This window comes from Streptomyces sp. TS71-3, from assembly GCF_018327685.1.
Classification (GTDB): domain Bacteria; phylum Actinomycetota; class Actinomycetes; order Streptomycetales; family Streptomycetaceae; genus Streptomyces.
In genome coordinates this window covers 3,319,738-3,346,736 of the sequence record NZ_BNEL01000003.1, presented here as the reverse complement: position 1 = coordinate 3,346,736, position 26,999 = coordinate 3,319,738, and the positions used below count along the sequence as shown (strand labels likewise).

24 protein-coding genes and 1 pseudogene are annotated in these 26,999 nt (G+C 71.2%); 8 read left to right on the top strand and 17 right to left on the bottom strand.

The features are described from left to right. Positions 1–3: 3 nt before the first annotated feature. Positions 4–873 (bottom strand): ketose-bisphosphate aldolase, encoded by an 870-nt coding sequence (locus Sm713_RS38095; protein WP_212914491.1) that lies wholly within the window; start codon positions 871–873, stop codon positions 4–6. 83 nt (positions 874–956) lie between these two features. Beyond that, positions 957–1,847: an SIS domain-containing protein gene (locus tag Sm713_RS38090; RefSeq protein ID WP_212914490.1), complete on the bottom strand. Its 891-nt coding sequence runs from the start codon at positions 1,845–1,847 to the stop codon at positions 957–959. Between the two features lie 228 nt (positions 1,848–2,075). Between Sm713_RS38090 and Sm713_RS38085 the strand changes: the two genes are divergently transcribed. From Sm713_RS38085 to Sm713_RS38075, 3 genes are all read left to right on the top strand, one after another. Beyond that, positions 2,076–2,858 carry a DeoR/GlpR family DNA-binding transcription regulator gene (locus Sm713_RS38085; protein ID WP_212914489.1) on the top strand — a complete coding sequence of 261 codons (783 nt, stop codon included), beginning with the start codon at positions 2,076–2,078 and terminating at the stop codon, positions 2,856–2,858. A gap of 388 nt (positions 2,859–3,246) precedes the next feature. Further along, a complete protein-coding gene (locus Sm713_RS38080) occupies positions 3,247–4,422 on the top strand; it encodes an MFS transporter (protein WP_249416946.1) in 1,176 nt (391 codons plus the stop codon). 231 nt (positions 4,423–4,653) lie between these two features. Then, positions 4,654–5,385 carry a maleylpyruvate isomerase family mycothiol-dependent enzyme gene (locus Sm713_RS38075; RefSeq protein ID WP_212914487.1) on the top strand — a complete coding sequence of 244 codons (732 nt, stop codon included), beginning with the start codon at positions 4,654–4,656 and terminating at the stop codon, positions 5,383–5,385. Between the two features lie 230 nt (positions 5,386–5,615). On the opposite strand, the gene Sm713_RS38070 is transcribed toward Sm713_RS38075, so the two are convergent. From Sm713_RS38070 to Sm713_RS38045, 5 genes are all read right to left on the bottom strand, one after another. Then, positions 5,616–6,281: a response regulator transcription factor gene (locus Sm713_RS38070; RefSeq protein ID WP_212914486.1), complete on the bottom strand. Its 666-nt coding sequence runs from the start codon at positions 6,279–6,281 to the stop codon at positions 5,616–5,618. Continuing rightward, entirely contained in the window at positions 6,278–7,987 is a 1,710-nt protein-coding gene (locus tag Sm713_RS41100) for a histidine kinase (RefSeq protein WP_249416945.1), read from the bottom strand. The genes Sm713_RS38070 and Sm713_RS41100 overlap by 4 nt, the downstream gene beginning before the upstream one ends. 112 nt (positions 7,988–8,099) lie before the next feature. Then, positions 8,100–8,861 (bottom strand): TetR/AcrR family transcriptional regulator, encoded by a 762-nt coding sequence (locus tag Sm713_RS38055; RefSeq protein ID WP_212914485.1) that lies wholly within the window; start codon positions 8,859–8,861, stop codon positions 8,100–8,102. A gap of 167 nt (positions 8,862–9,028) precedes the next feature. Further along, entirely contained in the window at positions 9,029–9,889 is an 861-nt protein-coding gene (locus tag Sm713_RS38050) for an SDR family oxidoreductase (RefSeq protein WP_212914484.1), read from the bottom strand. Between the two features lie 94 nt (positions 9,890–9,983). Continuing rightward, on the bottom strand, positions 9,984–10,424 hold the full coding sequence (locus Sm713_RS38045) for a MarR family winged helix-turn-helix transcriptional regulator (protein WP_212914483.1): 441 nt from the start codon (positions 10,422–10,424) through the stop codon (positions 9,984–9,986). A gap of 458 nt (positions 10,425–10,882) precedes the next feature. Between Sm713_RS38045 and Sm713_RS38040 the strand changes: the two genes are divergently transcribed. Continuing rightward, positions 10,883–11,335 (top strand): nitroreductase family deazaflavin-dependent oxidoreductase, encoded by a 453-nt coding sequence (locus tag Sm713_RS38040; RefSeq protein ID WP_212914482.1) that lies wholly within the window; start codon positions 10,883–10,885, stop codon positions 11,333–11,335. A gap of 186 nt (positions 11,336–11,521) precedes the next feature. Next, positions 11,522–11,647, top strand: coding sequence for a hypothetical protein (locus Sm713_RS41350; protein WP_283249846.1), 126 nt, complete (start codon positions 11,522–11,524; stop codon positions 11,645–11,647). Here Sm713_RS41350 and Sm713_RS38035 read toward each other — a convergent pair. Further along, complete coding sequence (locus Sm713_RS38035; protein ID WP_212914481.1) at positions 11,644–12,846, bottom strand: geranylgeranyl reductase family protein; 1,203 nt, start codon at positions 12,844–12,846, stop codon at positions 11,644–11,646. The genes Sm713_RS41350 and Sm713_RS38035 overlap by 4 nt on opposite strands. 256 nt (positions 12,847–13,102) lie before the next feature. On the opposite strand from Sm713_RS38035, the gene Sm713_RS38030 reads away from it, so the two are divergent. Then, positions 13,103–14,455 (top strand): dipeptidase, encoded by a 1,353-nt coding sequence (locus tag Sm713_RS38030; protein WP_212914480.1) that lies wholly within the window; start codon positions 13,103–13,105, stop codon positions 14,453–14,455. A 294-nt stretch (positions 14,456–14,749) separates the two neighbouring features. Further along, a complete protein-coding gene (locus Sm713_RS38025; protein WP_212915113.1) occupies positions 14,750–15,469 on the top strand; it encodes an MBL fold metallo-hydrolase in 720 nt (239 codons plus the stop codon). A 58-nt stretch (positions 15,470–15,527) separates the two neighbouring features. Here the strand turns inward: Sm713_RS38025 and Sm713_RS38020 are convergent, their stop codons facing one another. From Sm713_RS38020 to Sm713_RS37980, 9 genes and pseudogenes are all read right to left on the bottom strand, one after another. After that, complete coding sequence (locus tag Sm713_RS38020; RefSeq protein WP_212914479.1) at positions 15,528–16,565, bottom strand: NUDIX domain-containing protein; 1,038 nt, start codon at positions 16,563–16,565, stop codon at positions 15,528–15,530. A gap of 175 nt (positions 16,566–16,740) precedes the next feature. Next, a complete protein-coding gene (locus Sm713_RS38015) occupies positions 16,741–16,959 on the bottom strand; it encodes a holin (protein WP_212914478.1) in 219 nt (72 codons plus the stop codon). A 454-nt stretch (positions 16,960–17,413) separates the two neighbouring features. After that, positions 17,414–17,965: pseudogene (locus Sm713_RS41095) on the bottom strand (glycoside hydrolase family 25 protein); the annotation flags it as partial. 408 nt (positions 17,966–18,373) lie between these two features. Then, positions 18,374–20,167, bottom strand: a complete 1,794-nt coding sequence (locus Sm713_RS38005; protein ID WP_212914476.1) for a pectate lyase — start codon at positions 20,165–20,167, stop codon at positions 18,374–18,376. A gap of 284 nt (positions 20,168–20,451) precedes the next feature. Next, positions 20,452–20,631 (bottom strand): hypothetical protein, encoded by a 180-nt coding sequence (locus tag Sm713_RS38000; RefSeq protein WP_212914475.1) that lies wholly within the window; start codon positions 20,629–20,631, stop codon positions 20,452–20,454. Positions 20,632–21,428: 797 nt separating this feature from the next. Beyond that, positions 21,429–22,352 carry a carbohydrate ABC transporter permease gene (locus Sm713_RS37995; RefSeq protein WP_212914474.1) on the bottom strand — a complete coding sequence of 308 codons (924 nt, stop codon included), beginning with the start codon at positions 22,350–22,352 and terminating at the stop codon, positions 21,429–21,431. Then, positions 22,349–23,260: a carbohydrate ABC transporter permease gene (locus tag Sm713_RS37990; RefSeq protein ID WP_212914473.1), complete on the bottom strand. Its 912-nt coding sequence runs from the start codon at positions 23,258–23,260 to the stop codon at positions 22,349–22,351. Before Sm713_RS37990 ends, Sm713_RS37995 begins: the two co-directional genes overlap by 4 nt. 52 nt (positions 23,261–23,312) lie before the next feature. Beyond that, positions 23,313–24,578: an ABC transporter substrate-binding protein gene (locus Sm713_RS37985; RefSeq protein WP_212915112.1), complete on the bottom strand. Its 1,266-nt coding sequence runs from the start codon at positions 24,576–24,578 to the stop codon at positions 23,313–23,315. 188 nt (positions 24,579–24,766) lie between these two features. Beyond that, positions 24,767–25,726, bottom strand: coding sequence for an ROK family protein (locus Sm713_RS37980; protein WP_212914472.1), 960 nt, complete (start codon positions 25,724–25,726; stop codon positions 24,767–24,769). A gap of 134 nt (positions 25,727–25,860) precedes the next feature. On the opposite strand from Sm713_RS37980, the gene Sm713_RS37975 reads away from it, so the two are divergent. Continuing rightward, positions 25,861–26,907 (top strand): LacI family DNA-binding transcriptional regulator, encoded by a 1,047-nt coding sequence (locus tag Sm713_RS37975; protein ID WP_212914471.1) that lies wholly within the window; start codon positions 25,861–25,863, stop codon positions 26,905–26,907. The last annotated feature ends 92 nt before the right edge of the window (positions 26,908–26,999 follow it).

Below are 26,999 nucleotides of genomic sequence, written 5' to 3'. Positions count from 1 at the left end.
CGGCTACGGCGCCGCGCTCACCACGCCGATCAGCCGTGCTACCGCCTCGGTCATGGCAGTCCGGGCCGAGGCGAGATAGGGCCGGCAGTCGACGGCGTCGGGATGGGCGGCGAGGAACTCGCGGATGGCGGTGGTCATGGCCACGTTGAGCGCCGTGCCGATGTTGACCTTGGCTATGCCGCCGGTGACGGCGGCCCTGAGCTCGTCGTCGGGCACGCCGGACGAGCCGTGCAGAACCAGCGGTACGCCCGCGGCCGGTCCGAGCCTGCCCAGCAGTTCGTGGTCGAGGGCCGCGGTGCGCCGGGTCATGGCGTGCGTGCTGCCGATCGCGACCGCCAGCGCGTCCACTCCGGTGCCGGCCACGAAGGCCCGCGCCTCCTCCGGGTCGGTCCGGGCGGCCGGGGCGTGCGCGCTCAGCGGGGGCGCCACGCCGCCGGCCTCGGCCTTGCCGCCCACCTCGCCCAGCTCCGCCTCGATCCACAGCCCCTGGGCGTGCGCCCAGTCGGCGGCGGCGTGGGTCGCGGCGAGGTTCTCCCCGTACGGCAGCCGTGCGGCGTCATACATCACGGAACTGAAGCCCGCGTCGGCGGCCTGCCGCAGCAGCTCGTCGCTCTGCACATGGTCGAGATGCAGCGCGACCGGTACCGCGGCCTGCTCGGCGACCGCGGCGGCGGCCCGGGCCAGCGGCAGCAGCCGCCCGCCGCGGAACAGCACCGCGTTCTCGCTGACCTGGAGGATCACGGGGGAACCCGCGGCTTCCGCGCCGCCGACGACGGCCTCCACATGCTCCAGCGTGATGACGTTGAACGCGGCGACGGCGGTCCCGGCGTCCGCGGCACGGCTGACCAGCGTGCCGGATGCTGCGAGGGGCACGGCCTCTCCTTGAGTTCGGTGGGCGGCGGTCGGGGTGGATCCGCGCAGGGTGCCCGGCACGGCCGGGCCCGCGGGCGGGAGCGTCAGGACGCCGGCGGGGTGAGGATCACGGAGCGGCTGAGGTGCCGCGGCAGGTCGGGGTCGACACCGCGGGCCGCGGCCACCTCGACCGCGAGGCGTTGGGCCCGCACCAGTTCGGCCAGCGGATCCAGTTCCCCCGCCACCCACATCGCGCCGGTGGCGCGCACCTGCCCGGCCAGTCCCGCGGGGGCCTCGCCGAACATCCAGGTGGCCGTGCCCCGGGTGGCGATGCTGATGGGACCGTGCCGGTACTCCATCGCCGGGTACGCCTCGGTCCAGCTCAGCGACGCCTCGCGCATCTTCAGTCCCGCCTCCTGCGCCAGGCCGACCGTCCAGCCGCGGCCCAGGAAGGTGAACTCCGTGCACTCGGCCAGGCCCTCCGGCAGCGGGTCCGCCAGGGCGGTGCGGGCGTCCTCGACGACCGCGTCGGAGTGCAGGCCCAGGTGGGCACGGAGCAGGGTGACCACGGTGGTGGCGAAGCGGGTCTGGACGACCGAGCGCTCCTCAGCGAAGTCGAGCACCACCAGTTCGTCGGCGACCCGCATCACCGGTGTGCGCGGATCCGCGGTGACCGCGGTGGTGGGGATGCGGCCCCGGAGCGAGGCGAGGAGGTCGAGGACCTCGGTGGTGGTGCCCGACCTGGTGAGGGCGACCACCCGGTCGTAGCTGCGGCCCGCGGGGAACTCCGAGGCGGGGAAGGCATCCGTCTCCCCCTGCCCGGCGCCCTCGCGCAGCCCCGCCACCGCCTGCGCCATGAAGTACGAGGTGCCACAGCCGACGATCGCGACCCGCTCGCCCGCGGCGGGCAGTACGGCGGCGTGGCGGCCCGCGAGTGCGGCGGCCCGCGACCAGCACTCCGGCTGGCTGTTCAGCTCGTTCTCGACATGGCTCATACCACGCCCTCCTCCGTATGATTGTTTCTGCAAGATATAGGCACGTTACAAGCAGCATCAAGCATGCCTGGGAGCACCCTGCGCTAGGGTCACCGACATCCGGGTATGCCCCCGGTCGGCACGCCGCATACCAGGGCGACCGACCGGGCCCGCCATGTGCACGTTCCGGGAGGACGTTCGGCCCGGACCACGGACCGAGCGCCGGTGGGCGCGGATGGGAGGCGCTGCATGTCGCGCGACGCCCGCTGGCAGGAGCTGCTGGAGCTGCTGGTGGAGCACGGCCGGCTGGACGTCGAGGAGGCCGCGACCCGCCTCGGGGTGTCGGCCGCGACCATCCGGCGCGACTTCGACGGCCTCGCCGAGCAGCAGATGCTGGTCCGCACCCGGGGCGGGGCGGTGGCGCACGGCGTCTCCTACGAACTGCCCCTGCGGTACAAGACGGCGCGGCGCGGCGCGGAGAAGCAGCGCATCGCCGAGGCCGTGGCCGGCCTCGTCACGCCGGGCCAGGCGGTGGGGCTGACCGGGGGTACGACCACGACCGAGGTGGCCCGCGCCCTCGCCGTCCGCCCCGAGCTCGCCTCCGGCTCGCCCGCCCTGACCGTGGTGACCAACGCGCTCAACATCGCCACCGAGCTCACCGTCCGCCCTCAGTTCAAGATCGTGGTGACCGGCGGGGTGGCCCGGGCGCAGTCGTACGAGCTCATCGGGCCGCTCGCCGACGGCGTGCTCGGACAGATCACCATCGACGTCGCCGTGCTCGGCGTGGTCGGCTTCGATCCGGTGCACGGCGCCGCGGCGCACGACGAGGCCGAGGCCGCCATCAACCGCCTGCTCTGCGAGCGGGCCCAGCAGGTGATCGTTGCGGCGGACTCCAGCAAGCTGGGCCGCCGCGCCTTCGCCTGGATCTGCGGCGCGAACCAGGTGGACACGCTCGTCACGGATGCCGCCGCGCCTCCGGAGACGCTGGCAGGGTTCGAGGAGGCGGGCGTCGGCACGGTCATGGCGGTGTGACCGGACGGCCGGGCGCCGAGAGCCGGGCACTCGGCAGTCGGCACTCGACCACCCGCACCGGCACGCCCGCACTCGCACGCTCCTGCGCTTGCTGCGCAGATGCCTGCCCCTGTATGCGGATGTAAACGGATGCGGACACATGTGCTCGTACCGCCGCGCCTGCTCCGGCACATCAGCACCCGCACATACGCGCGCCCCGGACCGTTCACCGGCTCCGGCACCCGCCACCGCGGGGCCCTGCGCCGGCCCTTGTGGGCTTTCTCGGCGGTTCCCCGCAGGGTGCCCCCGTATTCCCCTTGCCGGGTGGGGAGCACCCTCCTAGTCTGATTTTGTGCCGACACTAAACAAAGTAGGGAGCGCAACGCCGCGCACCCCGGAAGCACGTGCCGTGGCCGGACTCCGTGCCGCGGTGACGGTCTTCTTCGCGCTCGACGGGTTCGTCTTCGCCGGCTGGGTGGTCCGCATCCCCGCCGTCAAGGAACAGACCCACTCCTCGGCGAGCGCGCTGGGACTCGCGCTCCTGGGCGTCTCGGCCGGCGCGGTGGTGACGATGATGTTCACCGGACGGCTCTGCCGCCGGTTCGGCAACCACCCGATGACCGTGACCTGCGGCGCGCTGACGTCCCTGGCCGTGGCCCTGCCGCCGCTCACCCACTCGGCGCTCGCGCTCGGCGGGGTGCTCCTCGTCTTCGGCGCCGCTTACGGCGGCCTGAACGTCGCCATGAACAGCGCGGCCGTCGACGTCATCGCCGCCCTGCGGCGACCCGTGATGCCGAGCTTCCACGCCGCGTTCAGCCTCGGCGGCATGCTCGGGTCCGGCGTGGGCGGCCTCGTCGCGAGCCATCTCTCCGCCACCCGGCACCTGTTCGCGCTCGCCGTGGTCGGGCTTGCGGTGACGGCCGCCGCGGGACGCACGGTTCTGCGGCACACCGTTCCCGCGCCCGCGGAGGAGATGCGGAGTGCGGAAACCACGCCCGCGCCGGCTCCCGAGGCGCCCTCGTCGCGGCGGCTCGACGGCGGGACACGCGGCCTGGTGATCGTGTTCGGCCTGATCGCGCTCTGCACCGCCTACGGAGAGGGCGCGCTCGCCGACTGGGGCGCGCTGCACCTGCAGCAGGACCTGTCCGCGGACCCGGGCGTCGCGGCCACCGGGTACGGGTCCTTCGCCCTGGCCACGACGATCGGCCGGGTCACCGGCACGACCCTGCTGGAGCGGCTGGGCCGGACGCGCACGCTGGTGGTGGGCGGGGCGACGGCCGCCGTCGGGATGCTGCTCGGATCTCTGGCGCCCACGCTGTGGGTGGCCCTGCTCGGGTTCGGCATCACCGGCCTCGGCCTCGCCAACATCTTCCCCGTCGCGATCGACCGGGCCGGCGCCCTCGCCGGGCCCAGCGGCGTCGCGGCAGCCTCCACCCTCGGTTATGCCGGGATGCTGCTGGGGCCGCCGGCGATCGGTTTCATGGCGGACTGGTTCTCGTTGCCCACCGCGCTCACCAGCGTGGCCGTGCTGGCTGCGGTGGCGGCGGCGGTGGGGTACGCGACCCGGCGGGCCGCATCGGCGTGAGCCGGATCCCGGGTCCCGGCTTCCAGCTCCGGCGTGTTCCCTGTCCGCTGAACGACGATCGTTCCTCCGGTGCGAGAGGTGTTCCGGTGCGAGAGGTGTTCCGGTGCGAGAGGTGTTCCTCCCGTGCGAGAGGCGCAGGGCGCACCGGGCGACCACGTGGTGCGCGGGCCGCAAGTCCGTGCGCCCGAAACGTGCAGTGGGCACGGCATCCTTGCATGGCAGACTCCCCACATGAAGACCTCCCATCACATAGAGATCCTCGCCCGGCAGGGCGAGTCCATGGCGAAAGCCGCCGCCGCGGCGGGCCTGACGGCGACCGTACCCACCTGTCCCGGCTGGCAGGTCGCCGATCTGCTGCGGCACACCGGCCAAATACACCGATGGGCCGCAGCGTTCGTCCGCGAGGAGCTCACCTCGTTCCAGCGCCGGCCCTCCGCGCCCGACGGCGACACCGACCTGATCTCCTGGTTCGGCGCAGGGCACGCGGCCCTCGTCGCGACACTCAAGGCCGCCCCTTCGGACCTGGCGTGCTGGACGTTCATGCCCGCGCCGTCCCCTCTCGCCTTCTGGGCGCGCAGGCAGGCCCACGAAACCACGATCCACCGCATGGACGCCGAGTCCGCACGCGGCACGCAGGCCGACGGAGTCGGGGCCGAACTGGCCGTGGACGGCATCGACGAGCTGCTCGCGGGCTTCCACCAGCGTTCCGTGAGCAAAGTGCGCACGGACACCCCCCGGGTCCTGCGGGTACGCGCCACGGACACCGGCGACACCTGGACCGTGCGGCTCTCCTCCGAGGCGCCGGTCACCGAGCGCGGCAGCACCACGGCGGAGGCGGAGTGCGAGCTGGCGGGCCCGGCCACGGAACTCTACGCGGCGCTGTGGAACCGCCGTCCCGTGCCCACCGTCACCGGTGACCACGCGCTGGCCGAGCTGTGGAAGGAACGCTCCCGAATTGTGTGATCAACGGGTGCGGAGGCGCGCACACGGCGCGGGACGCGCCGCCCTGCACGGTTACGCCCGTCCAGGAAGGGCTCGTATCTGAAGGCCTGTAGCGGAAGGGCCCGTACAGGAAGGGCCCGTACAGGAAGGGCCTCTCCCGCAAGCGCCTGTACAGGAAGACGCCGGCCGGCCGAGCCGGGATACGGACCCGGCCGACGCCGGCGCCCGGGTGACCCCGACCGGGCGGCCGCTCAGCCCAGCCAGCCCGGCCGCACCAGCCCGGACTCGTAGGCGAACACCACGAGCTGAGCGCGATCCCGGGCGCCGAGCTTGACCATCGTGCGGCTGACGTGCGTCTTCGCCGTGAGCGGGCTGACCACCAGGCGGCGGGCGATCTCCTCGTTGGACAGCCCGATGCCCACCAGCGCCATCACCTCCCGCTCGCGCTCCGTGAGTTCGGCGAGCGACGCGGCCGCCACTGGTTCCTTGGAGCGCGCCGCGAACTCCGCGATCAGACGTCGTGTCACGCCCGGCGACAGCAGCGCGTCCCCCTCGACCACGGCACGCACCGCGCGCAACAATTCGTCCGGCTCGGTGTCCTTCACGAGGAAGCCCGACGCGCCCGATCTGATCGCCTCGAAGACGTACTCGTCCATCTCGAACGTGGTCAGCATGACCACTTTGACCTCGGCCAGCCCCGGGTCCTCGGTGATCCGCCGGGTCGCGGCAAGGCCGTCGAGCACCGGCATGCGGATGTCCATCAGGACCACGTCGGGCCGCAGGCCCCGCACCCCGCGCAGCGCCTCTTCCCCGTCGGCCGCCTCCCCCGCCACCTCGATGTCCGCCTGCGCATCGAGCAACGCCTTGAAACCTGCCCGGACCAGCGCCTGGTCGTCGGCGAGCAGTACCCGGATCAACGGACCCCCTTCAACGGCAGTTCGACGGAGACCGAGAAGCCGCCGTCCGGGCGCGGGCCCGCGTCAATGGTGCCGCCCAGGGCCGCTGCACGCCCCCGCATCCCGGCGAGACCGTTGCCGCTGCCTCCCGCGTCGGCTCCGGTGGCCGGACCGTCGTCGTCGATCCGCAGCCGCACCACACGTGCGCCGTACCGGATCCGCACACGCGCCTGCCGCGACCCCGAGTGCCGGACCACGTTCGTCAGCGCCTCCTGGATGATGCGGAAGGCCGCGAGGTCCAGGGCCGGCGACAGCACGGGCTGAGCGGACTGCCGGCTTGGCCGCTGCCGCCCGCGGAGCGCGGAGTCGGACCGGGATGGACGGCCGGCGGGGCGGGGTTCGCAGGTGGGCGCGGCGAGGCCGGCGGAGAGGGCCCAGCCCTCCGGGACGGTGCCTGGGCCTGGGCCCGGGGCTGCCTCGCCTCTTGGGGCGGAGGCGGGCACGGTTGCGGGGCTGGTGGTCGGGGCTGGGGCGGAGGCCGGTGCCGGAGTGAGGGCCGCATCCGTATCCGCTTCGCCCCGGAGGCCGGCGGCCTGCCCACGGTCGACGCCGTCCCGTGGATGGGCATCCACCCCGCGGCGGGTTTCGCGTTCGCGGTCCAGGTCACCTTTGCGGCCCGGGGCGCCTTCGGAGTCCGGGGCGCCTTCGGAGTCCGGGGCGCCTTCGCCGTGGGCTTCATCTCCGCGGTGGGCTTGCTCTTCACGGTCCCCGTCGCTGTCCGCGGTGCGGGCGTCCACGTGCACGGTGAGGCCCGCGCTCGCGGCCTGGTCGACGAGTTCCTGGAGCCGGTCGAGCCCGGGCGCGGGGGCCCGCGGCGCGGCGCCCGGCGCGCGCAGCGTGTCGAGCACCTGGCGCACCTCCCCCAGCGCTTCCTTGCTGGCGCCCTTGATGGTGGTCAGCGCCGTCCGGGCCTGCTCGGGATCGGAGTCGAGGAGCGCCAGGCCCACCCCCGCCTGCACATTGATCACCGAGATGCTGTGCGCGAGGACGTCGTGCAGCTCGCGGGCGATCCTGAGCCGTTCCTCGTCGGCGCGCCGCTGCGCGGCCCGCGCACGCTCCGCCCGGTCCTTCGCCCACTGCTCCCGCCGCACGCGGACGAGCTCGGAGACCGCGACGATGGCCAGCGCCCACGCGGCGACGCCGACCTCGCCCTGCCAGCGCGTGGGCCCGTCACCGGACGGCGGCAGATAGGCGTAGAGCCAGTGGGCCACCAGCAGATGCCCGGCCCACACCAGTGCGATGGCCGACCAGGCCACTCTGCGATATCCGGCGACGAGGGCGCTGAAGCAGCCGAGGGCGACGGTCAGGAAGACGGGCCCGTAGGGATAACCGGCAGCCAGGTACACGAGTGCCGCGGCGGCCGTACCGAGGGCTACCGGGCCGGGCCTGCGGTGCCGCCACAGAAGCAGGAGACCGCCGCCCGCCAGCAGGGCGTTCGCGAACGGGTCCAGCGGCTCGCGCGTGCCCTGCGCGTGTGCGGCGAAGTGGGAGCCGACGAGGACGAAGGCGGTCAGCAGCAGCGTGGACGGCCACGGCCACCGGCGGGCACGGCCGTCCCGGTCGCCGTCGCCCTGCGAACCGGCCCACGGCGGCTCATGCCGCCGCCACCCCCATGGCGGGCCACCCCACCTCGGGTCCCGGCCGCCGGGCGCACGCTCTTCTGCCATGCCGCCACGCTAGACGCCGCGACCCCGGACGGCGTCCCACGTGCGGGGTGATCAGGGCTACTCCCCGAGGAGTAGACGGCGCGGGCGGACGCGGGCGGTCCTGCCGTGCCGGTCAGGAGGCCCGCCGCACCTGTCCCGCCGTCGGGGCACCGCGCCCGCCGCCCGTTCCCGCGGTGTACGGCCCGACGAGGCCGACCGCGTGCGCAAGCTGCTCCACCGCGTGCGTGAAGAACGCCTCGCGGTCCTCCACCACGCGGTTGAACTGCCCGAACAGCTCGAACCCGATCAGTCCGAAGAGCTGCGCCCACGCCGCGACCAGCGCCGCCGCCACCCCGGGCGGCAGGTCCGGCGCGAGGTCGGCCGCGATCCGCTCCGCCTCAGCGCTCGCTCCTTTGGACACCGGGGGCACCGCGATACCGCCCCCGCTCCGGGCGCGGCGCACGATCTCGATGAGCAGCAGCCCGACTCGTGAGGCGGGCGGCACGGTCGTCCGGGGAGCGGTGTACCCCGGCACGGGCGAGCCGTAGATCAACGCGTACTCGTGCGGGTGCTCCAGCGCCCACACCCGTGCCGCCGTGCAGACGCTTACCCAGCGCTCGCGCGGATCGCCCCCGCCCGCCACGGCCTGTTCGTCGGCGGCCTCGACCGCCGCGCCGAGGCTGTCGTAGGCGTCGATGATGAGGGCGGTGAGGAGGTCGTCACGGCTGGGGAAGTACCGGTAGAGGGCCGAGGAGACCATGCCCAGCTCACGGGCGACCGCGCGGAGCGACAACCGCGCGGCGCCCTCCGCCGCGAGCTGCTTGCGCGCCTCGTCCTTGATCGCCGCCGTGACCTCGATACGCGCCCGCGCCCGGGCTCCCTTCGTCCCACTCATGTGCGCAGTCTGCCATGCTTTCGAGAGCACCGCACACAAAGGGAAGCGATGCTCCACAACGAGAGCACCGCTCCGTCACGACGTCGAGCCACCCGGCAGGAGGGCAGCCGTCCGAACCCTCCCTGGCCACGCGCAAACCTCACCCGTGGCCCTCGGCGCCACGCTTATCAGCTCGGGTTACTCAAGATCGTTTCGTGGTAGTTCTTCCCGCGGCTCATGCGGAGCAAGCGGGCGATGGGCCGCTGCGCGAGAGCCGAGGCGATCAAGTCGCCGATGCGAGGCGACAGAGCCTCGCCGAGCAGCAGCATGTTCGCAGTTCGCGGGAGCACCACACGCCGCCTCCCATGCCGGACGGCGGCCACCACAGCTCGGGCAACACCTTGCGACGTCAGCGGGGTCATGTGCCGGAACGGCGGAGGCATCTCGGTTTCGTCGGCCTCCCTCAACAGGTCGGTGGCGGTGATCGCCGGATGGATCACCGAGACCCGGATACCGCTGTCGGCCACCTCCTGGCGAAGGCTGTCCGAGAAGGCGGAGACCGCATGCATCACGATCGCGTACGAGCCGAATCGAGAGAACGCCTTGCGCCCCATCACGGACGACATGTTGACGATCGCGCCCGACCCCTGCCGCCGAAGAACCGGGAGCACGCCTTGGGTCACGCTGATCATCCCGAAAAGGCTCGCCCGAAGGGTTTGCCGGACGTTGTCCTCAAACCCCGCCGATTCGATAAGGCCAACCCTCCCGATTCCAGCGTTGTTCACCAGTACGTCGATTCGCCCGAATCGCTTCGTCGCAGCGTCCACCAGGGCCGTCACGGCATCGGGGGAGGTCACGTCAGTCGGTACCGACAGCGCTTCCGAACCCAGATCGCGTACCTCGCCCTCCACCTGAGCGAGCCGGTCGGCCGAGCGGGCCGCAAGAACCAGCCGTGCTCCCTCCCGGGCAAAGGCCAGCGCGACGTCCCTGCCGATTCCTCGTGACGCGCCGGTGACCAGTACTACTTTGTTCGCAAAGAAGGCGTTCATGCGCTTCCCCTTCTTGTCCTTGCTTGCTCTTGGGAAATGTTGATGTATATACAACAAGCGTGGATTGAAATCCTCTTGACTCACCCCGGTTCAGTCAGGCGCCCGGCGCATACCCCATACTGCTCGCGATCCTCTGAATCTCGCCGACCCCCGTCGTACCGAGAAGTTCCCTGGCCTGCCGCTGAGCCGCTTGCCATTCAGGCATCACAGACTCGATCTTGGCTCGGCCGGCAAGGGTGAGCGCAACCTCCCGTATCCCTTTCGCGTCAGACGACAAGGCCTCGACCCAGCCGCGGTTCAGCAGCAGATTCAGATTCCGGCTGACCGTCGACCTCTCCAGCTGCAGCACGTCGCCAAGCCTCGACGGCGGGCACGGACCAGCCTTGCCCAGCGCGGCCATGAGGTTGACCTGGGCAATGGTCAAACCATGACCGTCGAGGGCGCCGTCATAGAGGCTCGTCAGAGCCCGGCCGATCAGCCGTATGCGCACCGCCAGGCAGTCGCGCGCGATCTCGTCAACGGAAGAAGTATCCACACCCCAGAGTGTTGTATATGCAGCAATGGGAGTCAAGCGCGCCATCCGGATGGATGGACATCCGGACGCCAGGGCTACGGACACGGGTGGACGTGTGCGGTGCGGCTCCAACGACCCAGCGACCGTCGCCGCGACGGCCGCCGCCCCGGCGACCAACGACCGAACGTCGAAGACCGAAGGCCGGACATCGGACAGCGAACCCCAGCAGCCAGACACCTGCCCCCACGGCAGGGCACCGCACCCACCCGAGAGCACCGCACACTTTCGAGAGCACTGCTCTTGCAATCGGCCAACCAGTCATACAGACTGCCACCAGGCAAACAGAGAGCACTGCTCACAAAGAAGAGCAGCGCACTCGATCCCAGAGCCCCAGCCCAGGCGTACGTGCCCGCCACGCAACCGCGGCGCCCCTCGCCCGACCGGTGGCGGCACACCACCCCGTTTTCACGGAGGACACCATGACCAGCACGCAGCGTTATATTCAGCCCAAGCGCATCGACAAGGCGGTCGGCGGGTTCGTCAGCTGGCTGGCGCGGCACGGGGTGAGCCTGGTCGGCGCGGCCGAGCTCTCGGTGCGCGGCCGCAAGAGCGGCGAGTGGCGCCGGCTGCCGGTCAACCCGTTGCCGTACGAGGGTGGGCCGTACCTTGTCTCGGCCCGGGGCGACTCCGAGTGGGTCCGGAACATGCGGGCGGCCGGCGGTGGCCGCCTCCAGGTGGGAAGCAGGACGCAGGAGTTCACGGCGGTCGAGCTGCCGGACGCCGAGAAGCCCGTGGTCCTTCGGGCGTACCTCGCCAAGTGGGGATGGCAGGTGAGCCGCTACTTCGACGAGGTCACCGCGGACTCCACGGATGCCGAGCTGCTGGCGGCCGCGCCCCGCCACCCGGTGTTCCGCATCACGGTGATCGACTGACCAGGCGCCTGGACCCGCTACCCCTGCACGCCAACAGGCTGCACCCCCGGCACCAGTACGCTCAGCGAGCCCGCCGCGGCCGGTCGCACTCGCCGGTCCCAGCGCCGGTCCCAGCGCCCGCACCGCCGGTGGCACCGCACCCGTACCTCCGAACGCACCGCCACCGGCAGCCAGGACACCGCAGAGTTGCTCCCTCCGGGCCTCGACTCCCCGGGCCTCGACTCCCCGGGCCTCGACTCCCCGGGCCTCGACTCCCCGGGCCTCGACTCCCCGGGCCTCGGCTTCCCGGGCCTCGGCTCCCCGGACCGCTAGCGGTCCAGGGCGTTCAGCGCCCGCCCCGCGACCGGATGCGTCCGCACGATGTCCGCCAGGGAGGCCGATCCACGCGTTATGCGGGTGAACGCGTTCCAGGCGGGCCTGAAACCGGTGATCGCGGCGTGGAACATGCCGGGACGGCGTTCGAAGACGGCGAGGATCCGCTTGCCGACGCTCATCTCGACGCCGAGGCCGGCCTTGATCGCGAACGTGTAGTTCAGGGCCTGGCGGCGCGCGTCGACGGCGTCCGGGGCCTCGGCGATGCGCACCGCCCACTCCCCCGCCAGCCGCCCGGAGCGCAGTGCGTAGGAGATGCCCTCGCGCGTCCAGGGCTCCAGCAGCCCCGCCGCGTCGCCGCACACGAGGACCCGGCCGCGGGACAGCGGCGAGTCGTCGCTGCGGCAGCGCGTGAGGTGCCCGGAGGAGATGTTCGGCTCGAAGCCCGCGAGCCCCAGCCGGCCGATGAAGTCCTCCAGGTACCGCTTGGTGGCCGCGCCCTCGCCGCGCGCGGAGATCACGCCGACGGTCAGCGTGTCGCCCTTCGGGAACACCCAGCCGTAGCTGCCCGGCATCGGCCCCCAGTCGATCAGCACCCGGCCCGCCCAGTCCTCGGCGACGGTCTCCGGAACCGGGATTTCCGCCTCCAGGCCCAGATCGACCTGGTCGACCTTCACGCCGACATGGGCTCCTATGCGGCTCGCGCTGCCGTCGGCGCCGACCACCGCTCGTGCGAGCAGCGTCTCGCCGCCCTGGAGCACGACGGCGACGGTGCGCCGGTCGGGCACGGAGGGGCCGTGCTGCTCCACCCGCGAGACGGTGACGCCGGTGCGCAGTTCGGCGCCGGCCTTCTGCGCGTGCATCACCAGCTGCTGATCGAAATCGGGGCGGTTGACCAGGCCGAAGAGCATCTGCGAGGACCGCCGGGTACGGGTGTACCTGCCGTTCATCGAGAACGTGACCGCGCGCACCCGGTCCTGGAGCGGCAGCTCGAACCCGGGCGGCAGGGAGTCCCGGGACGGCCCGATGATGCCACCGCCGCAGGTTTTGTACCGGGGCAGCTCAGCCTTCTCCAGTAGAAGCACGCGGCGTCCGGTGACGGCTGCCGCATACGCGGCACTGGCTCCCGCGGGTCCCGCTCCCACCACGACGACGTCCCACACCTGCAGAGCGTCGTCCGAAGAATTGTCGCTGCTCACGATGGTCTACCGCTCCCGATCAAGCCGCCTCGCACACCTTTCCCGGGCATCCTACGGTGGCCCCGGCCACTCGCCCCTGTGGGAGGATCATCATCATATTCACCGGTGCGCGCCGGCAGCGGTGCGGCACCGTTCAAGGCGGACGCGCTCCGGCGTCCGCCGCCACCCGCGCGGCCGCCGCGAGCGGTCCGCGGCCGTACCACCGACCCGGTGGGGGCACGGGCACCCGGCCCCGCACCTACGAGGAGCGCGATCCATGTCACCGAACACGATCACCGATGCCGTCGCCGCCCTGATGTCCCGGGCCAGGGAGGAGCTCACGGAACTGGTGGCCTTCAAGTCGGTGGCGGACTTCGCGCAGTTCCCGAGGAGCGAGAGCGAGGGGGCGGCCTCCTGGATCGTCGGCGCGCTGCGCGCCGAGGGCTTCCAGGACGTCGCCGTGCTGGACACCCCGGACGGCACGCAGTCGGTCTACGGGTACCTGCCGGGTCCCGCGAACGCCCCGACGGTGCTGCTGTACGCGCACTACGACGTGCAGCCCCCGCTCGACGAGGCAGGCTGGACCACTCCCCCGTTCGAGCTGACCGAGCGGGACGGACGCTGGTACGGACGGGGCGCGGCGGACTGCAAGGGCGGCCTGGTGATGCACCTGCTGGCGCTGCGCGCCCTGAAGGCCGCGGGTGAGGTCCCGGTGAACGTCAAGGTGATCGTCGAGGGCTCGGAGGAGCAGGGCACGGGCGGTCTCGAACGGTATGCGGAACAGCACCCGGAGCTGTTGAGGGCCGACACGATCGTGATCGGCGACGCGGGCAACTTCCGCCTCGGCCTGCCGACGGTGACGACCTCGCTGCGCGGTATGGCGCTGGTGCGGGTGCAGGTGGACACGCTGGAGGGGAACCTGCACTCCGGGCAGTTCGGGGGTGCGGCGCCCGACGCGCTGGCCGCGCTGATCCGCATCCTGGACTCGCTGCGCGCCGAGGACGGTTCCACGGCGGTGGACGGCCTGGACGGCGGCGGCTCCTGGGAGGGCCTGCAGTACCCGGAGGACGACTTCCGCCGGGACGCGAGCGTGCGCGAGGGGGTGGAGCTGACCGGTTCGGGTACGGTCAGCGACCGCATCTGGGCGCGGCCGTCCGTGACGGTGCTCGGCATCGACTGCCCGCCCGTCGTGGGCGCCACCCCGTCCGTGCAGGCGGGTGCCCGGGCGCTGGTCAGCCTGCGGGTGCCGCCGGGTACGGACGCGTCGGAGGCGGCCAGGCTGCTGACGGCGCACTGCGAGGCGCACGCTCCGTGGGGTGCGCGGGTGCGCTGCGAGAAGACCGGCCAGGGGCAGGCGTTCCGGGCCGGCACGGACAGCCCGGCCTACGCGGCGATGGCCCGCGCGATGAGCGAGGCGTACGCGGGCCAGGAGATGCAGTTCGCGGGCCACGGCGGATCGATTCCGCTCTGCAACACCCTCGCCGGGCTCTACCCGGAGGCGGAGATCCTGCTGATCGGCCTGAGCGAGCCCGAGGCGCGGATCCACGCCGTGGACGAGAGCGTCTCGCCGGACGAGTTGCGGCGGCTGGCGATCGCCGAGGCGTTGTTCCTTCGGAACTACGCGGTCTGACGACCTGCGACCACCCCGGGGGCGGGGCGCCTGCCGCCCCCGGGGTGGTCGCCGCGGTTCCGGAGTCGTCCGAGGCATGTATCCCTGGGCCCCGTGATCCGGCCAGGGGCAAGGTTCTCTCTCCTCCGGCCCGTCCTTTCCTCCCCTCCCGGATCGCGGGTCCCTCTCCTCCCTCCCGTCCATGCCCCCTCTCCTCCCCGGCGCGTGGCTCGCCTGTCTGCCCACGGCGTAGCTCGCTGGCGTCCGTCCGGCTCCGCTGCCTACCGTCGGCGCATGGACGATGTGGGGGACGGTGTGCAGGTCATCGAGGTGCGTCCGCGTCTGCATCTGCTGCGCTTCGCCGTGGGGCAGGCCTACCTGTGGCGGGACGGGGACGACGACCTCACGCTGATCGACGCGGGGGCGTTCGGCGCCGGGCCGCTGATCGCGGGTGCGCTGGCAGGGCTCGGGCGGCATCCACGCGACGTACGCCGGGTGGTGCTGACGCACTTCCACGAGGACCACGCGGGCGGGGCCGGGGAGTTCGCGGAGATCAGCGGTGCCACGGTGCTGGCGCACCGCCTCGACGCACCCTTCGTGCGTGGCACGGCACGGGGACCGCGGCCCGTGTTCGAGGAGTGGGAGGTGCCCCTCCACGCGGAGGCGGTACGGCGGCTTCCACCGATGCCGGTACGGCCGGTGTACCCCGCGGAGGTCCGCGAACTGGCGGACGGCGACGTGCTCGGCTTCGGCGGGGGCGCCCTGGTCGTCGGTGTGCCGGGGCACACCGACGGCAGCGTCGCGCTGCTGCTCCCGGAGCACGGGGTCCTCTTCACCGGCGACGCGGTGGCGGCCTCGCCCAGCACCGGGGAGGTGATCCGCGGGGTGTTCAACCTGGACGGCGACCGCGCCACGGGCTCCCTACGGGGGCTCGCCGCGCTCGACTGCGAGGTGGCCTGCTTCGGGCACGGCGATCCCGTCACGGAACAGGCCGGTCGCGAACTCGTGCGCGCCGCCGGGCGGTACGGCGACTGAGCAGGCCCGGCGCCGGTCCGAACGCGCTCCGGTTCCGCAGGCCGGCACGCGCGGTGCCTCAGACCGGCACGCCCGCCTCCAGATAGACCGCGGCGCCCCGCTCCCGCGCGTACAGGGCCCAGCGGAGCCGCTCGTAGCGGACGGGCGGCAGCAGATCCGCGGCCTCCTGCTCGGTGACGAAGCGCCAGTCGCGCAGCTCGGGCCCGGGCAGCAGCACGTTCCGGGCGGCACCGCTGTTCAGCCGGCCGCCGTCGAAGAGCATCCGCAGGCCCCCGAAGCCGGGGGGTGTGGGCGACTCCCAGTCGACCACCAGAAGGCGGGGCACGTCGTGGAGCCTTATTCCGGTCTCCTCTGCGACCTCGCGCATCCCCGCGCGCGCCGGAGCCTCGCCGGGTTCCACGACCCCGCCGGGGAACTCCCAGCCCGCCTTGTACGTGGGGTCGACCAGCAGCACCCGGTCCTGGTCGTCGAAGAGCAGCACCCCCGAGGCGAGGGTCTCCGCGGTGGGCTCCGGGGACTGCACTATGTCGCACACCGGCGCGGCGCCGGTGCGCACCGCCTCGGCTATGCGGACCGCGGTCTCATGGGCGGTCAGGGCGCCGGTGTCCAGGAGGTGTGCGTCGGCGGCGAGCCAGGTCGCGAGGGCGGTGCGGTAGGGCTCGATGTGGTCGTAGGCCCACTGGCGTACCCGCAGCTCGCCGCGGGGCAGGTCGGCGGGCACCTCACGGCCCGCGATACGGGCCCGCAGTATCGTTTCGGCCGGAGTGAGCGCGATGTGGCGCACCGGGATCCTGCGGGCGGCGAGGCCACCGAAGATCTCGTCCCGGTACTCCTGGCGGAGCAGGGTCATCGGGACCACCAGGACCCCGCCCACCTCGGCGAACAGTGCGGCGGCGGTGTCCACCACGAGCCGCCGCCAGATGGGCAGGTCCTGGAAGTCGCTCACCTCGGCGAGGTGCTTGGGCGGCAGCAGGCAGGACAGGCCGCTGCCGATGATCTCGGGGTCGAAGAGCGTGCTGTTCGGGAGCAGGTCGATCAGTTCCCGTGCGGTGGAGGTCTTCCCCGCACCGAACGCACCGTTGATCCAGACGATCACGGTTCCCCCTCTTCTGTCGGCCCCCTGTGGCTTGCCCGCAACACCCCGCCATGGAAACCAGCCGCTGATCAGATCACCCGGCCTGGAGCCCGGCGGGCATCCCCCTGCCCTGTCCCGGTGCCGCTCCAGGCCTTGCCGGTGGTGTCCGGGGACCGCGTGGGGCGGACGGGTGTGCTCAGCCGCCGGTCTCGCGCGGGGTGTGCTTGGCCTGCCAGCCGCCGAGGAACGTCAGTATCGGCGGCACCAGGGCGATGATCACCGACTGGAGCCACTCGGGCAGCGAGCCGAGCAGGCTCGCGTCGGCGACGACGGCGTTCAGGACGGCGACGACGACGCCGACCACCAGGGAGGCGGCCGTAGCGGCCGTGACCTTCTTCTCGACGGGTGCGGCCATCTCAACCCTCTTTCCAGACCAGGGCCGTGAGGACGGCGGACGTCACGGTGACCGGGGTGTCCTGGAACGCCTTGATCCGGATCCGCATCTGGCGGCCCTTGGCGAGCCGGCCGACGACGGGCACGATCCCGAAGGTGCCGCCCTCGGAGCCGATCAGCTCCGCGATGGGGTGATCGGCGACGTGCTTGCCGGCGGAGTCCACCTCGGTCTGGCGCACCTGGAACTGCGTGCCGACCGGGACTCCGGAGAGGACCAGGCTGACCTGCCCGGCGAAGCGGGCGGCGCCGCGGACGAACACCGAACCGTCGTTGGCGTGGTCACCGGCCTCGTCGTTCCACTCCTTGGTGAACTCGATGGCGTCCCAGTCCTGGCCGGGGCGGAGCGTGAAGGGCTTGTCGAGGCCGAGGTTCACGTACTGGGGCATGTCGTCCTCCGTCGATGATCCTGTGCCGGCGGCCCACGTGCGCAGGGCGGCCCTGCTCGCGAAGTTCCCGAGGTTGGTGTCGACCGGCTTGCTGGTGTACTGGTGGAACACCCACGGCGCCTTGATGCCGGGGTGGCCCGGGTTGCCGTTGTAGTCGGCGATCCACAGGCCGTCCCCCGCGAAGGAGGAGCTGTCGTGGTTGAGCCAGAAGTCGCGGTTGCAGTACAGGCCGACGCGGTGCGTCTTGCCCCGCAGACGCTGCACGGCACGGATGAACGCGTCCTTCTCCGCTCCCGAGGCCCGGGTGCCCGACGACGTGTTCTCCCAGTCGACGAAGAGCAGGTCGCCCTCGGCCGAGGCGCACTTGGCGACGAAGTACTCGGCCTGGGCTTCGATGTTCCCCGGCCACAGGAAGTGGTAGAAGCCGACCACGCATCCGGCGTCGCGTGCTCTCTTGGCCTGCGCGGCCTGCTTCGGGTTGATGTAGGAACGGCCCTCCGTGGCCTTCACGATGACGAAGTCGAGGCCACTCGTGGAGAAACCCGTCCCCTGGTAGTCACTGACGTCGATCCCTTTGATCACAGCGGCTCCCTTGCCTGATGGGCGGTTCGGCGCCTGCCGTGACGCACACCCCGTGACCCCCCGTGATGCCGTCGGCCCCCTCACGCCCCGGCATGGCGCCATTGTCCGACAGCAACTCCCCGTATCTCCAATGGCTTTGGCGGCGCGTCGCCGGAAGGACGGCGCGGCCGCCGGGAGGCGCTCACCGCCGTTACTCCGTGTGTTTGCCCGCTTCTGCCCCGGGGTCAAACGGCCGCCGTGCGCAACGATTCGGCACCGGCCGGGTCTCTGTGGCGGGTTCCTTTCGGGCAGGGGTGCCGGCCCCGCGCCGGGCAGCTTCCCGCCGGCCTCGTCCACCACGAGGCCGGCGGGAAGCGGTGACGGACAGGTGGCGCACAACGGATGGCAGCGCCCCGGCGGCCACCGCGGTCACGCCCCGCGCCGCTCCAGGTACGCGATCAGCTTCGCCATGTTCGACGCGTACGCCGCCGTGCTGATCCCCATCGGCCGGTCGTGCGGCTCGTAGGGCGGCTCCTGCGGCGGCTTCTCGGGGTCGTAGGGAGAGGTGTCGCGGAGGTCGCCGACGTTCCTGCTCATATACGCCTTGCCGTCGTACGGCTCGGTCGAACCGGGGCCCTGATACGGGTTGGTCACCGCTTCGAGCGGGGTGAGCCAGTAGTCACGCGTGCCGAGCCCGTCGACCAGGTCAGCGGCCTGCTGGCCGGTCACCTCGGGCAGGTCGAGGGGCGAGTCCCGCAGGAGATCGGTGAGCCGGATGTCGCGCACCGAGTAGTAGCGGGGCAGCGGAGCGGTCACGCCCGGCGTCAGCGGCGAGCGCGCCCTCAGCGCCGCCACCTCGGCGTCGCTCATCGCCGCGAGCCGCGCATGAGTGGCGCGCATGCCGTCGACGTCGACGGAACGCCCTGACGAGTAGTGGCTGAGCGTGTCGTGGTGGTCGTGGTCGTAGTAGTAGGCGCCGTTGCGGATGTTGGAGCCGAAGCGGTGGGTGAACTTGGCCCGGTTGGTGCCGATCTCCACGAACGTGGGGTGGGTGTCGCCTTGGAGGAGCGGGTTCTCGGCGATCTGCTGCGCCGTCAGCCGGCAGGTGTCCAGCCAGTCCAGCGCCTCGGGCACCCGGTCCAGGAAGGTGCGGTCCCCGGTCAGCTGGAAGTACTGGAAGAGCTGCTGGACGTTGGTCCCCGTGGTGTGCGAGGTCAGCGCCCTCGGCTCGTACGACCTGGCCCCCGCGGGCGCCCCGGCGGGCCTGCCGCCCTGCGCACGGGACAGGTGCTGCAACCCCCAGCCGGCCTGGGGCGCGGGCTGCTGCATACGGCGCAGGCACTCCATCGCGCGCCGCACCGGAGCGACCAGGTCACGCCGGCCCAGCGCGGACACGCACATGAGGAGGAACTTGATGTTCTCGCCCAGCACGTCGTCGTTGAACGTGACGTGGTGGGTGTAGTCCCCGTCCTCCATGCCGTGCTGCGCGTCCTTCGGCAGCCACGGCGGGCGCCTGTCCGGCCACGGCATCCGGCTCACCGAGCCGGAGTACGCGGGGAAGCGCTGCGGCCAGCCGCCGTCCGCCGTCCCGCCCTGGAACTGCGCGGCCAGGACGAAGCCGATCGCCTTGTCGAGGGGCCGCCTGAAGCGCGGGTCGCGGCGCTCGGCGTAGAGCCGCAGGAGCAGTTGCGCGGCGGCGGACGTGCCCGCGTCGTCGAACGTGGCGTTGCCGTAGTAGTGCTGGAACTCCTCCAGCCGCCAGCCGTTCGCGCCGATGGTGGCGTACCAGTCGCGCAGGGACGCCTCACCGGCGAAGTCGTGGATGTAGTTCCAGCCGCCGACGGGGAGCTGGGCCTCCACCAGGGCGAGTCCGGTGCGCTCGGCCGCGCGGTAGAAGGCCTCGTCGCCCGTTGCGTGGTACGCGTCGAGCATGCTGTGGCCCATGGAGGGGGTGCCGGGCGGCTGCACCCAGCACATGGTGCGCCGGGCCTCCATCTCGCCCCAGGTGACCGACAGGTCGGGCAGGTAGTTCCAGACGTAGGCGCCCCGGTAGGAGACGACCCGGTCCATGTGAACGGCGGCGCGGCGCATGGCGGCCCGGATGGAACGATTCAACGACGGAGACGCCTGAGCGGGAGGGGCCGACAGGGCCACCCCCGGCACGGCGAGCAGCGGGGCGGCGGCCAGCTGGTTGAACGTGCGGCGGCTCAAGGGCTTCTTCATCCGTGAAGTGCCTTCCTCACGATTGCCAGTTGTTCACGTACAAAAACAACTTCCACATGCGAGAAAGACGGTAGCCGGGCTGGACGCCCGCAACAAGCTGTAGGAACGTTCCGTTGCCAGACCGGGCGTGCTCATTACGGCTCACTGCAACGACAGCAGCCCGGCCTTCGGACCGGCGAGGGCGCCCGACTCCCGCGCTCCCTGCTGTACGAGTGTGGTGCCTTCGCATGCAGGTCCGCGGGGAGTGGGCGTCCTCGCTACGGGGACAGTCGCGGGTGGTTCTGTCAGCAGACGACGGTCTTCTGATACGTCCCCCAGTTGATCACGTGGTAGAGCTGGTGCTTGTTCGTGATCGCCTTGCAGCCCATGTCAGGGCCGTTGTTCACGACGACGTTGACATGCATCGTCTTGCCGCACGTGTTGTAGAGGTACACCTGCGTGTAACCCTCGGGGTGGGCGTACACGGTTCGCTGGATGCAGGCCGGGGCAGTGCCACCAGAAGCCGCACTCGCAGCAGGGGCCATGGCTGCCATTCCGCCGACCAGCGCTCCAGTTGCCGCCAGCGTTGCCAGGCACTTACGGATTCCCATGATCGATTTCCCCCTTGATGGTCGAGGACGACGCGGGGTGGACCGCGCCGCCCGGCTTGTTCGACCGAGATTGCCGAGATGTTGTGCCGGCTGCCAGGACGGGCACTGAACTGAGGGCTTCGCGGGACGTCCCATGCGCTGACCTGCTGGGACGGTTCTGTGTATGAAGCAGGGCCGGGATGCGCCGAGACGGGTGGGCATCAGGAACGGCCCTCGCGGCCGCGGGGTGGCTTGCCATCGGTCGACGTCTATGCGTCGGACACGCGCGAGTTCGGCCTTCACTGGCTCCGGCACACCTACGCGTCGGTGCAACTGGACGCGCGGGAGAACCCCGTGCCAGTCTCGAAGTGGCTGGGCCACAAGGACGCCTCGACACGCAGCGGATCTACGCGCACTTGATGCCGGCGGCCGGGGCCGGGGCCGGGGCCGGGGCCGGGGCCGGGGCCGGGGCCGGGGCCGGGGCCGCAGAGGCGATGGACACCTGTTTCTCCCTCATGCAGGGCAGCGCGAAAAAGGTCTCCCCAGATGCTCCCGGAGTGTTGCCTCACGCCCGATTGGCCGACCGTCGGACGCCGCCACAGTTCCCTCGCCGCGCTCCATGGACGGGGTGACGTTGTCGGCCAGCGTCGACAACGTCACCCCGTAACCACCACGTCTGCCCAGGTCGAACGCTATCCCTTGCTGGACCCCAGGGTCAGCCCCGCGATGAAGTGCTTCTGGAGCAGCAGAAAGACGACGATGGTGGGCAGCGCCACGAGGACGGAGCCGGCGGCCAGCAGGTTGTAGTCCGTGAAGAACTGCCCGCGCAGGCTGTTCAGCGACGACGTGATGGGCAGTTTGTCAGGGTCAGAGATGAAGATCAGGGCCCAGAGGAAGTCGTTGTAGACCCAGGTGAATTCGAGCGTGCCGAGCGCGGCGAGGGCGGGGCGGCACAGCGGGAGGGTGATCCTCCAGAACTGCGTCCACACCCCCGCGCCGTCCACGATCGCCGCCTCCGTGATCTCCTGCGGAAGCGTGCGCATATAGCTGGACAGCACGAAGACGCAGAAGCCGATCTGGAATCCGACGTGCACCAGGATGACGGCCCAGTACGAGTCGTACAGCGTCATGGAATCGGACATCCACCAGGGCAGCGGAATCCGGTTGAAGAGCACGTACAGCGGGGTGACGATCACCTGCTGCGGCAGCAGGTTTCCGGCGGTGAAGAGCATCAGCAGCACGACACCGCCGCGAATCCGCAGCCGCGAGAGCGCATAGGCCACGAACGACGCCAGGAAGAGCGTGATCAGCACCGCGGGCACGGCGATGATCAGCGTGTTGAGGAAGTACCTCCCCATGTCGGACTCGGTGAACGCCCGCTCGTAATAGGTGAAGGAAAGGTGCCTGGGCAACGAGAAATAGCCGTACTTCGCCGTCTCGTCGTACGGCCGCAGCGACGCGTAGACCGCGAGCAGCAGCGGGGCGAGGAAGGCGAGCGAGACGGCGAGCAGGAAGACGTGAACACCGAACCGACCGCGGCGCGGGGGCCGTTGGACGGGGTCAGCGGTGGCCGGGCGGAGCGGTGCGGGGACGGCGGTGCCGGGCGTGGTCGTCATCGTTCCCGGGCTCCTCTCAGCTCTTGGACCAGGAACGTCACCACGAAGCCGATCGAGACGACGAGCAGGACGACCGCGATGGCCGAGCCGAAACCGATCCGGCTCGCCTCGCCGATGATGTTGTCCGTGATGAGTACGGACAGCAGTTCCAGGCCGTTGCGGCCCTTGTTGACCGCGTAGACGATGTCGAAGGCGCGCAATGCCTCGATGACGGTGATCACGCCGACGATGACGTTGACGGGGCGCAGTGTGGGAAAGGTGACGCGGAAGAAGGTCTGGCGGGCGTTCGCACCGTCGATCGCGGCCGCTTCCGAAAGCGCGGGATCGACCGCCTTGAGGCCGGCCAGATAGAGGATCATCACATAGCCGACGTGCCGCCAACCCGCGGCCAGCAGGATCATCCAGATATTGAGGTGCGGATCGCCCAGCCAGTCGACCGGGTCCTGGGGGTTGCCGAGCATGGTGTTCAGGACGCCCTGGTCGCTGCCGAGGATCAGCTGAGCGATGAAGCCGACGATGGCGAGCGAGAGCACCACCGGCATGTAGATGACGGACTGGTAGAAACGGCTGAAGCGGACACCCCGGTCGATGAGTACGGCGAGGAAGAGGCCGAAGGGGGTGGCGACCAGTCCGAGGAAGGCCAGCCACAGCAGATTGTGCCGGACGGCGGGCCAGAATGACGGATAGTTGTTGACAAGGTTGTCATAGTTCTGACCGCCGACCCAGTGGATGGTGCCGATGCCGTCCCAGGCCGTGAACGACAGTCCGACGGAGGCCAGGGTCGGGCCCCACACGATGGCGAGATCGAGCAGTACGGATATGCCAAGCAGCACCCCGACCACGGCGAGATCGCGGCGCGTGAAGCGCCGCGATCTGCGTCCGGGGCGCCGCGCGGTGTTCAGCGGCACGTCGTCCGTTCCTCCTTTCCGGCTGCCTGCCGGGTGCCGGGCGTCTTACCGGTCATCCGACGGGCTGGGAGAATATGGTCTTCTTCTGCCGCTCGATGCCGTTGACCAGGCCGTCGACATCCTTCGGATTTCCGATGAAGTCCTGAATGGCCTTGATCATCACCGTGCTGGCGAAGTCGGGGCGCGTGTCGCGGTCCATGAACTGCGATATCTGCTTGGCGTTCGAGACGAGCTCGGCCGACTTCTTCTGCAGGGCGCTGTACTTGGAGGTGTCGGCGCCGTCGTTCACCGCGATGTTGTTCGGGTCGCCGGCCAGGTAGACGGCCTCGGCCTGCGGCGTGCCGAGGTAGCGCAGCAGATCCTTGGCGCCGTCCACGTTCTTGGACTTCTTCGCGATCAGGAAGCCGTCGATCGGGGCCTCCACCGCGTCCTGGCCGTAGGAGGGGTCGATCTCGGGGAAGGCGAAGAAGTCGATGTCGTCACGCTCGTTCACGGGGAACTGCTGACCGGGGTGCGGCATGCCGAAGACGGCCATTCCGCAGGTCCGCTTCTGCAGCCCCTGGGCGGCCTCCTGCCAGGTCCTGCCGTTCGCACCCGGCTGGCAGTAGGGCAGCAGCTCGCGCCAGAGGTCGAAGACGTGCTTGACCTTGGCATCGGTCCACGACTCGGTACCTGCCATCAGGGACTTGTGGAAGTCGTATCCGTTGGCGCGCAGGTTGATGTAGTCGAAGGTGCCCATCGCGGGCCAGCCGTCCTTGTCGCTGAAGGCGACGGGCAGCTTGTCCTTGGACATCTGCTTGGCGAGGGCGATGAAGTCGTCCCACGTCTTGGGCTGCTCGTAGCCCCGCTCCTTGAACAGGCTCTTGCGGTGGAAGACGGCCCACGGATAGTAGTAATAGGGGACGAAGAACTGCTTTCCGTCCCGCGACGACTGCTCCTTGATGGCCGGCGAGAACCCCTTCAGGTCCTTCCAGACGTCGCTGATGTCGACCAGCAGCCCCTTCTCGGCGAAGTACTGCATGCGGTACCCGGCGAACCACATGAAGGCGTCGTCCGGCCGGCCCTGCAGATAGCGGCTGATGTTCTCCTGGAAGTCCTCGTGGTTCTGGGTGTTGACCTTGACGGTCTTTCCGGACTTCTTCTCGTAGGCGTGGAACGCGTCGGCGAATGCCTTCTTGGGCACCGCGTCCGACGCGTTCGAACCCATGGTGACGGTGTTGCCTCCCCCCGGGCCCTTGCCGCAGGCAGCCAGCAGACCGGGCAGCGTCACGGCACCCGCCGCTGCCGCCGTGGTACGCAGCAGGCCTCGTCTGGACACCGGGGGCGTCCCGTGCCGCACCGCGCTCAGATGGTCGTCGGAGTCCCGGAATGACCGCGCCATGTCCCCTCCTCGGGGTCGCTCATCTCGCCGAACACGAGATCTGGATCTCACTGCCAAGAGATCAGCGCGTCAAGAGTTTTGACGGGGCTCGGGGGTAAACGCTCTTCCCTGATCTATCGGGCCCGTCAGCCGCCGACACCCGCGGCGGTCGCGTCCGGGGCCGCGTGCAGTGCTGCCGCCGCCGCGCCCACCAGTCCGGCGTCCCGCCCCATCTGCGCGGCGGTCACCTTCAAGTGCTGCACGAAGGAGAGCGTCACGTAGTCGCGCAGCCACCTGCGCAGTGGGGTGAAGAGCACGTCGCCGGCACCGGCCACCCCGCCGCCGATCACCGCGATGTCGATCTCGACCAGTGTCGCCGTCGCGGCGATCCCCGCGGCAAGCGCCTGCGCGGCCCGCTCGAACGACGCCACCGCGGGCGGGTCACCGGCCCGTGCCGCCTTGGCCACCGCCGCCGCCGACGCGTCGCCGTCAGGGCCCGGCCGCCAGCCGTTCGCGAGGGCGCGCCGGGCGATGTTCGGGCCGCTCGCGATGCGCTCCACGCAACCGCGCGCCCCGCACGGGCAGGGGTCGCCGTCCAGGTCGACGCTGATGTGGCCGATGTGACCGGCGTTCCCGGTGGGGCCCGGGTGCAACCGGCCGCCCATCACCAGCCCGCCTCCCACACCCGTGGACACCACCATGCACAGGGCGTTGTCATGGCCACGGGCCGCGCCCTGCCAGTGCTCCGCCGCGGCGATCGCGACCCCGTCGCCGATCAGCTCCACGGGCAGCCCGCAGGCGACCGCGCGCACCCGCTTCACCAGCGGGAAGTCCCGCCAGCCGGGCACGTTCACCGGGCTGACGGTGCCGGTCGTGGCGTCCACCGGGCCCGCGCTGCCGATGCCGATCGAGCCGGCCCTGGCCCACAGCGGGGAGCCGGTGAGATCGTGGAGCACGCCCTCGACCGCACGCATGACGGTGTCGCCGTCCTCCTGCGCGGGCGTGGGGCGCTGGGCGCGCAGCAGTATCCGGCCGCCGCCGTCCACCAAGGCTCCAGCGATCTTGGTGCCGCCGATATCCAGCGCGGCGACGAGGTCCGTATGCATCAGGTGAGGTCTCCAGGTGAAAGGGCAGGCCGGAGATTGGGCCGAACCAGTCTCCCCTGCATCTGACAACGTTGTCCAGGCCGTATGCTCGACGCCACATCCTCATACATTCATGAACGACAGGACAGATCACCGTGGCTGAGACCACCCGCAGAGCCGAGACCCGCTACGGCAACCGTCCCACGATGAAGGACGTAGCCGCACGCGCCGGGGTCGGCCTGAAGACGGTCTCACGCGTGGTCAACGGCGAGCCAGGGGTGACGGCGGACACCGAGCGGCGCGTCCAGGAGGCCATCGAGGCCCTGAACTTCCGGCGCAACGACTCCGCACGGGTGCTCCGCAAGGGGCGGACCGCAAGCATCGGCCTGGTCCTGGAGGACCTCGCCGACCCGTTCTACGGACCGCTCAGCCGGGCCGTGGAGGAGGTCGCGCGCGCCCATGGCGCCCTGCTGATCAACGGCTCGAGCGCCGAGGAGCCGGAGCGCGAGCAGGAACTCGCGCTGGCGTTGTGCGCCCGCCGGGTGGACGGGCTGCTGGTCATCCCGGCCGGCGACGACCACCGCTATCTGGAGCCCGAGATACGCGCGGGTGTCGCCACCGTCTTCGTGGACCGCCCGGCCGGCCGCATCGACGCGGACGTCGTGCTGTCCGACAGCTTCGGCGGCGCCCGGGACGGCGTCATCCACCTGGTCGCTCAGGGTCACCGCAGGATCGGCTTCATAGGCGACCAGCCCAGGATTCACACGGCCGCGGAGCGGTTGCGCGGCTACCGGGCCGCCATGGACGACGCCGGCATCGTCATCGAGGACTCCTGGATGTCGCTGGGCATGACCGACCCCGAGCGGGTCCGGCGGGCGGCGGAGGAGATGCTCACCGGGCCGGATGCCGTCACCGCGGTCTTCGCGGGGAACAACCGCGTCACCGTGACCGTGGTCCGGGTGCTGTCCTCGCTGGCCGAACGCGGGCAGCGGGTCGCCCTCGTGGGCTTCGACGACTTCGAGCTGGCCGACCTGCTCCAGCCCGCCATCACGGTCGTCGCCCAGGACTCGGCCCAGCTGGGCCGCACCGCCGCGGAGCGGCTGTTCAGCCGGCTCGACGGGGTCTCCCTGGTCCCGGAGCGCATCGAGTTGCCGACGCGTCTGATCACCCGGGGTTCGGGGGAGATCCCGCCTGCGGCCTGAAGCCGGCGGCTCCTCCGGCGGCGGCATGCTCTCACGGGTCGTCCGGCTCGACGAGGGGCGCGGCGGCCCCTGCGGCGCCTGGCTCGGGGCGC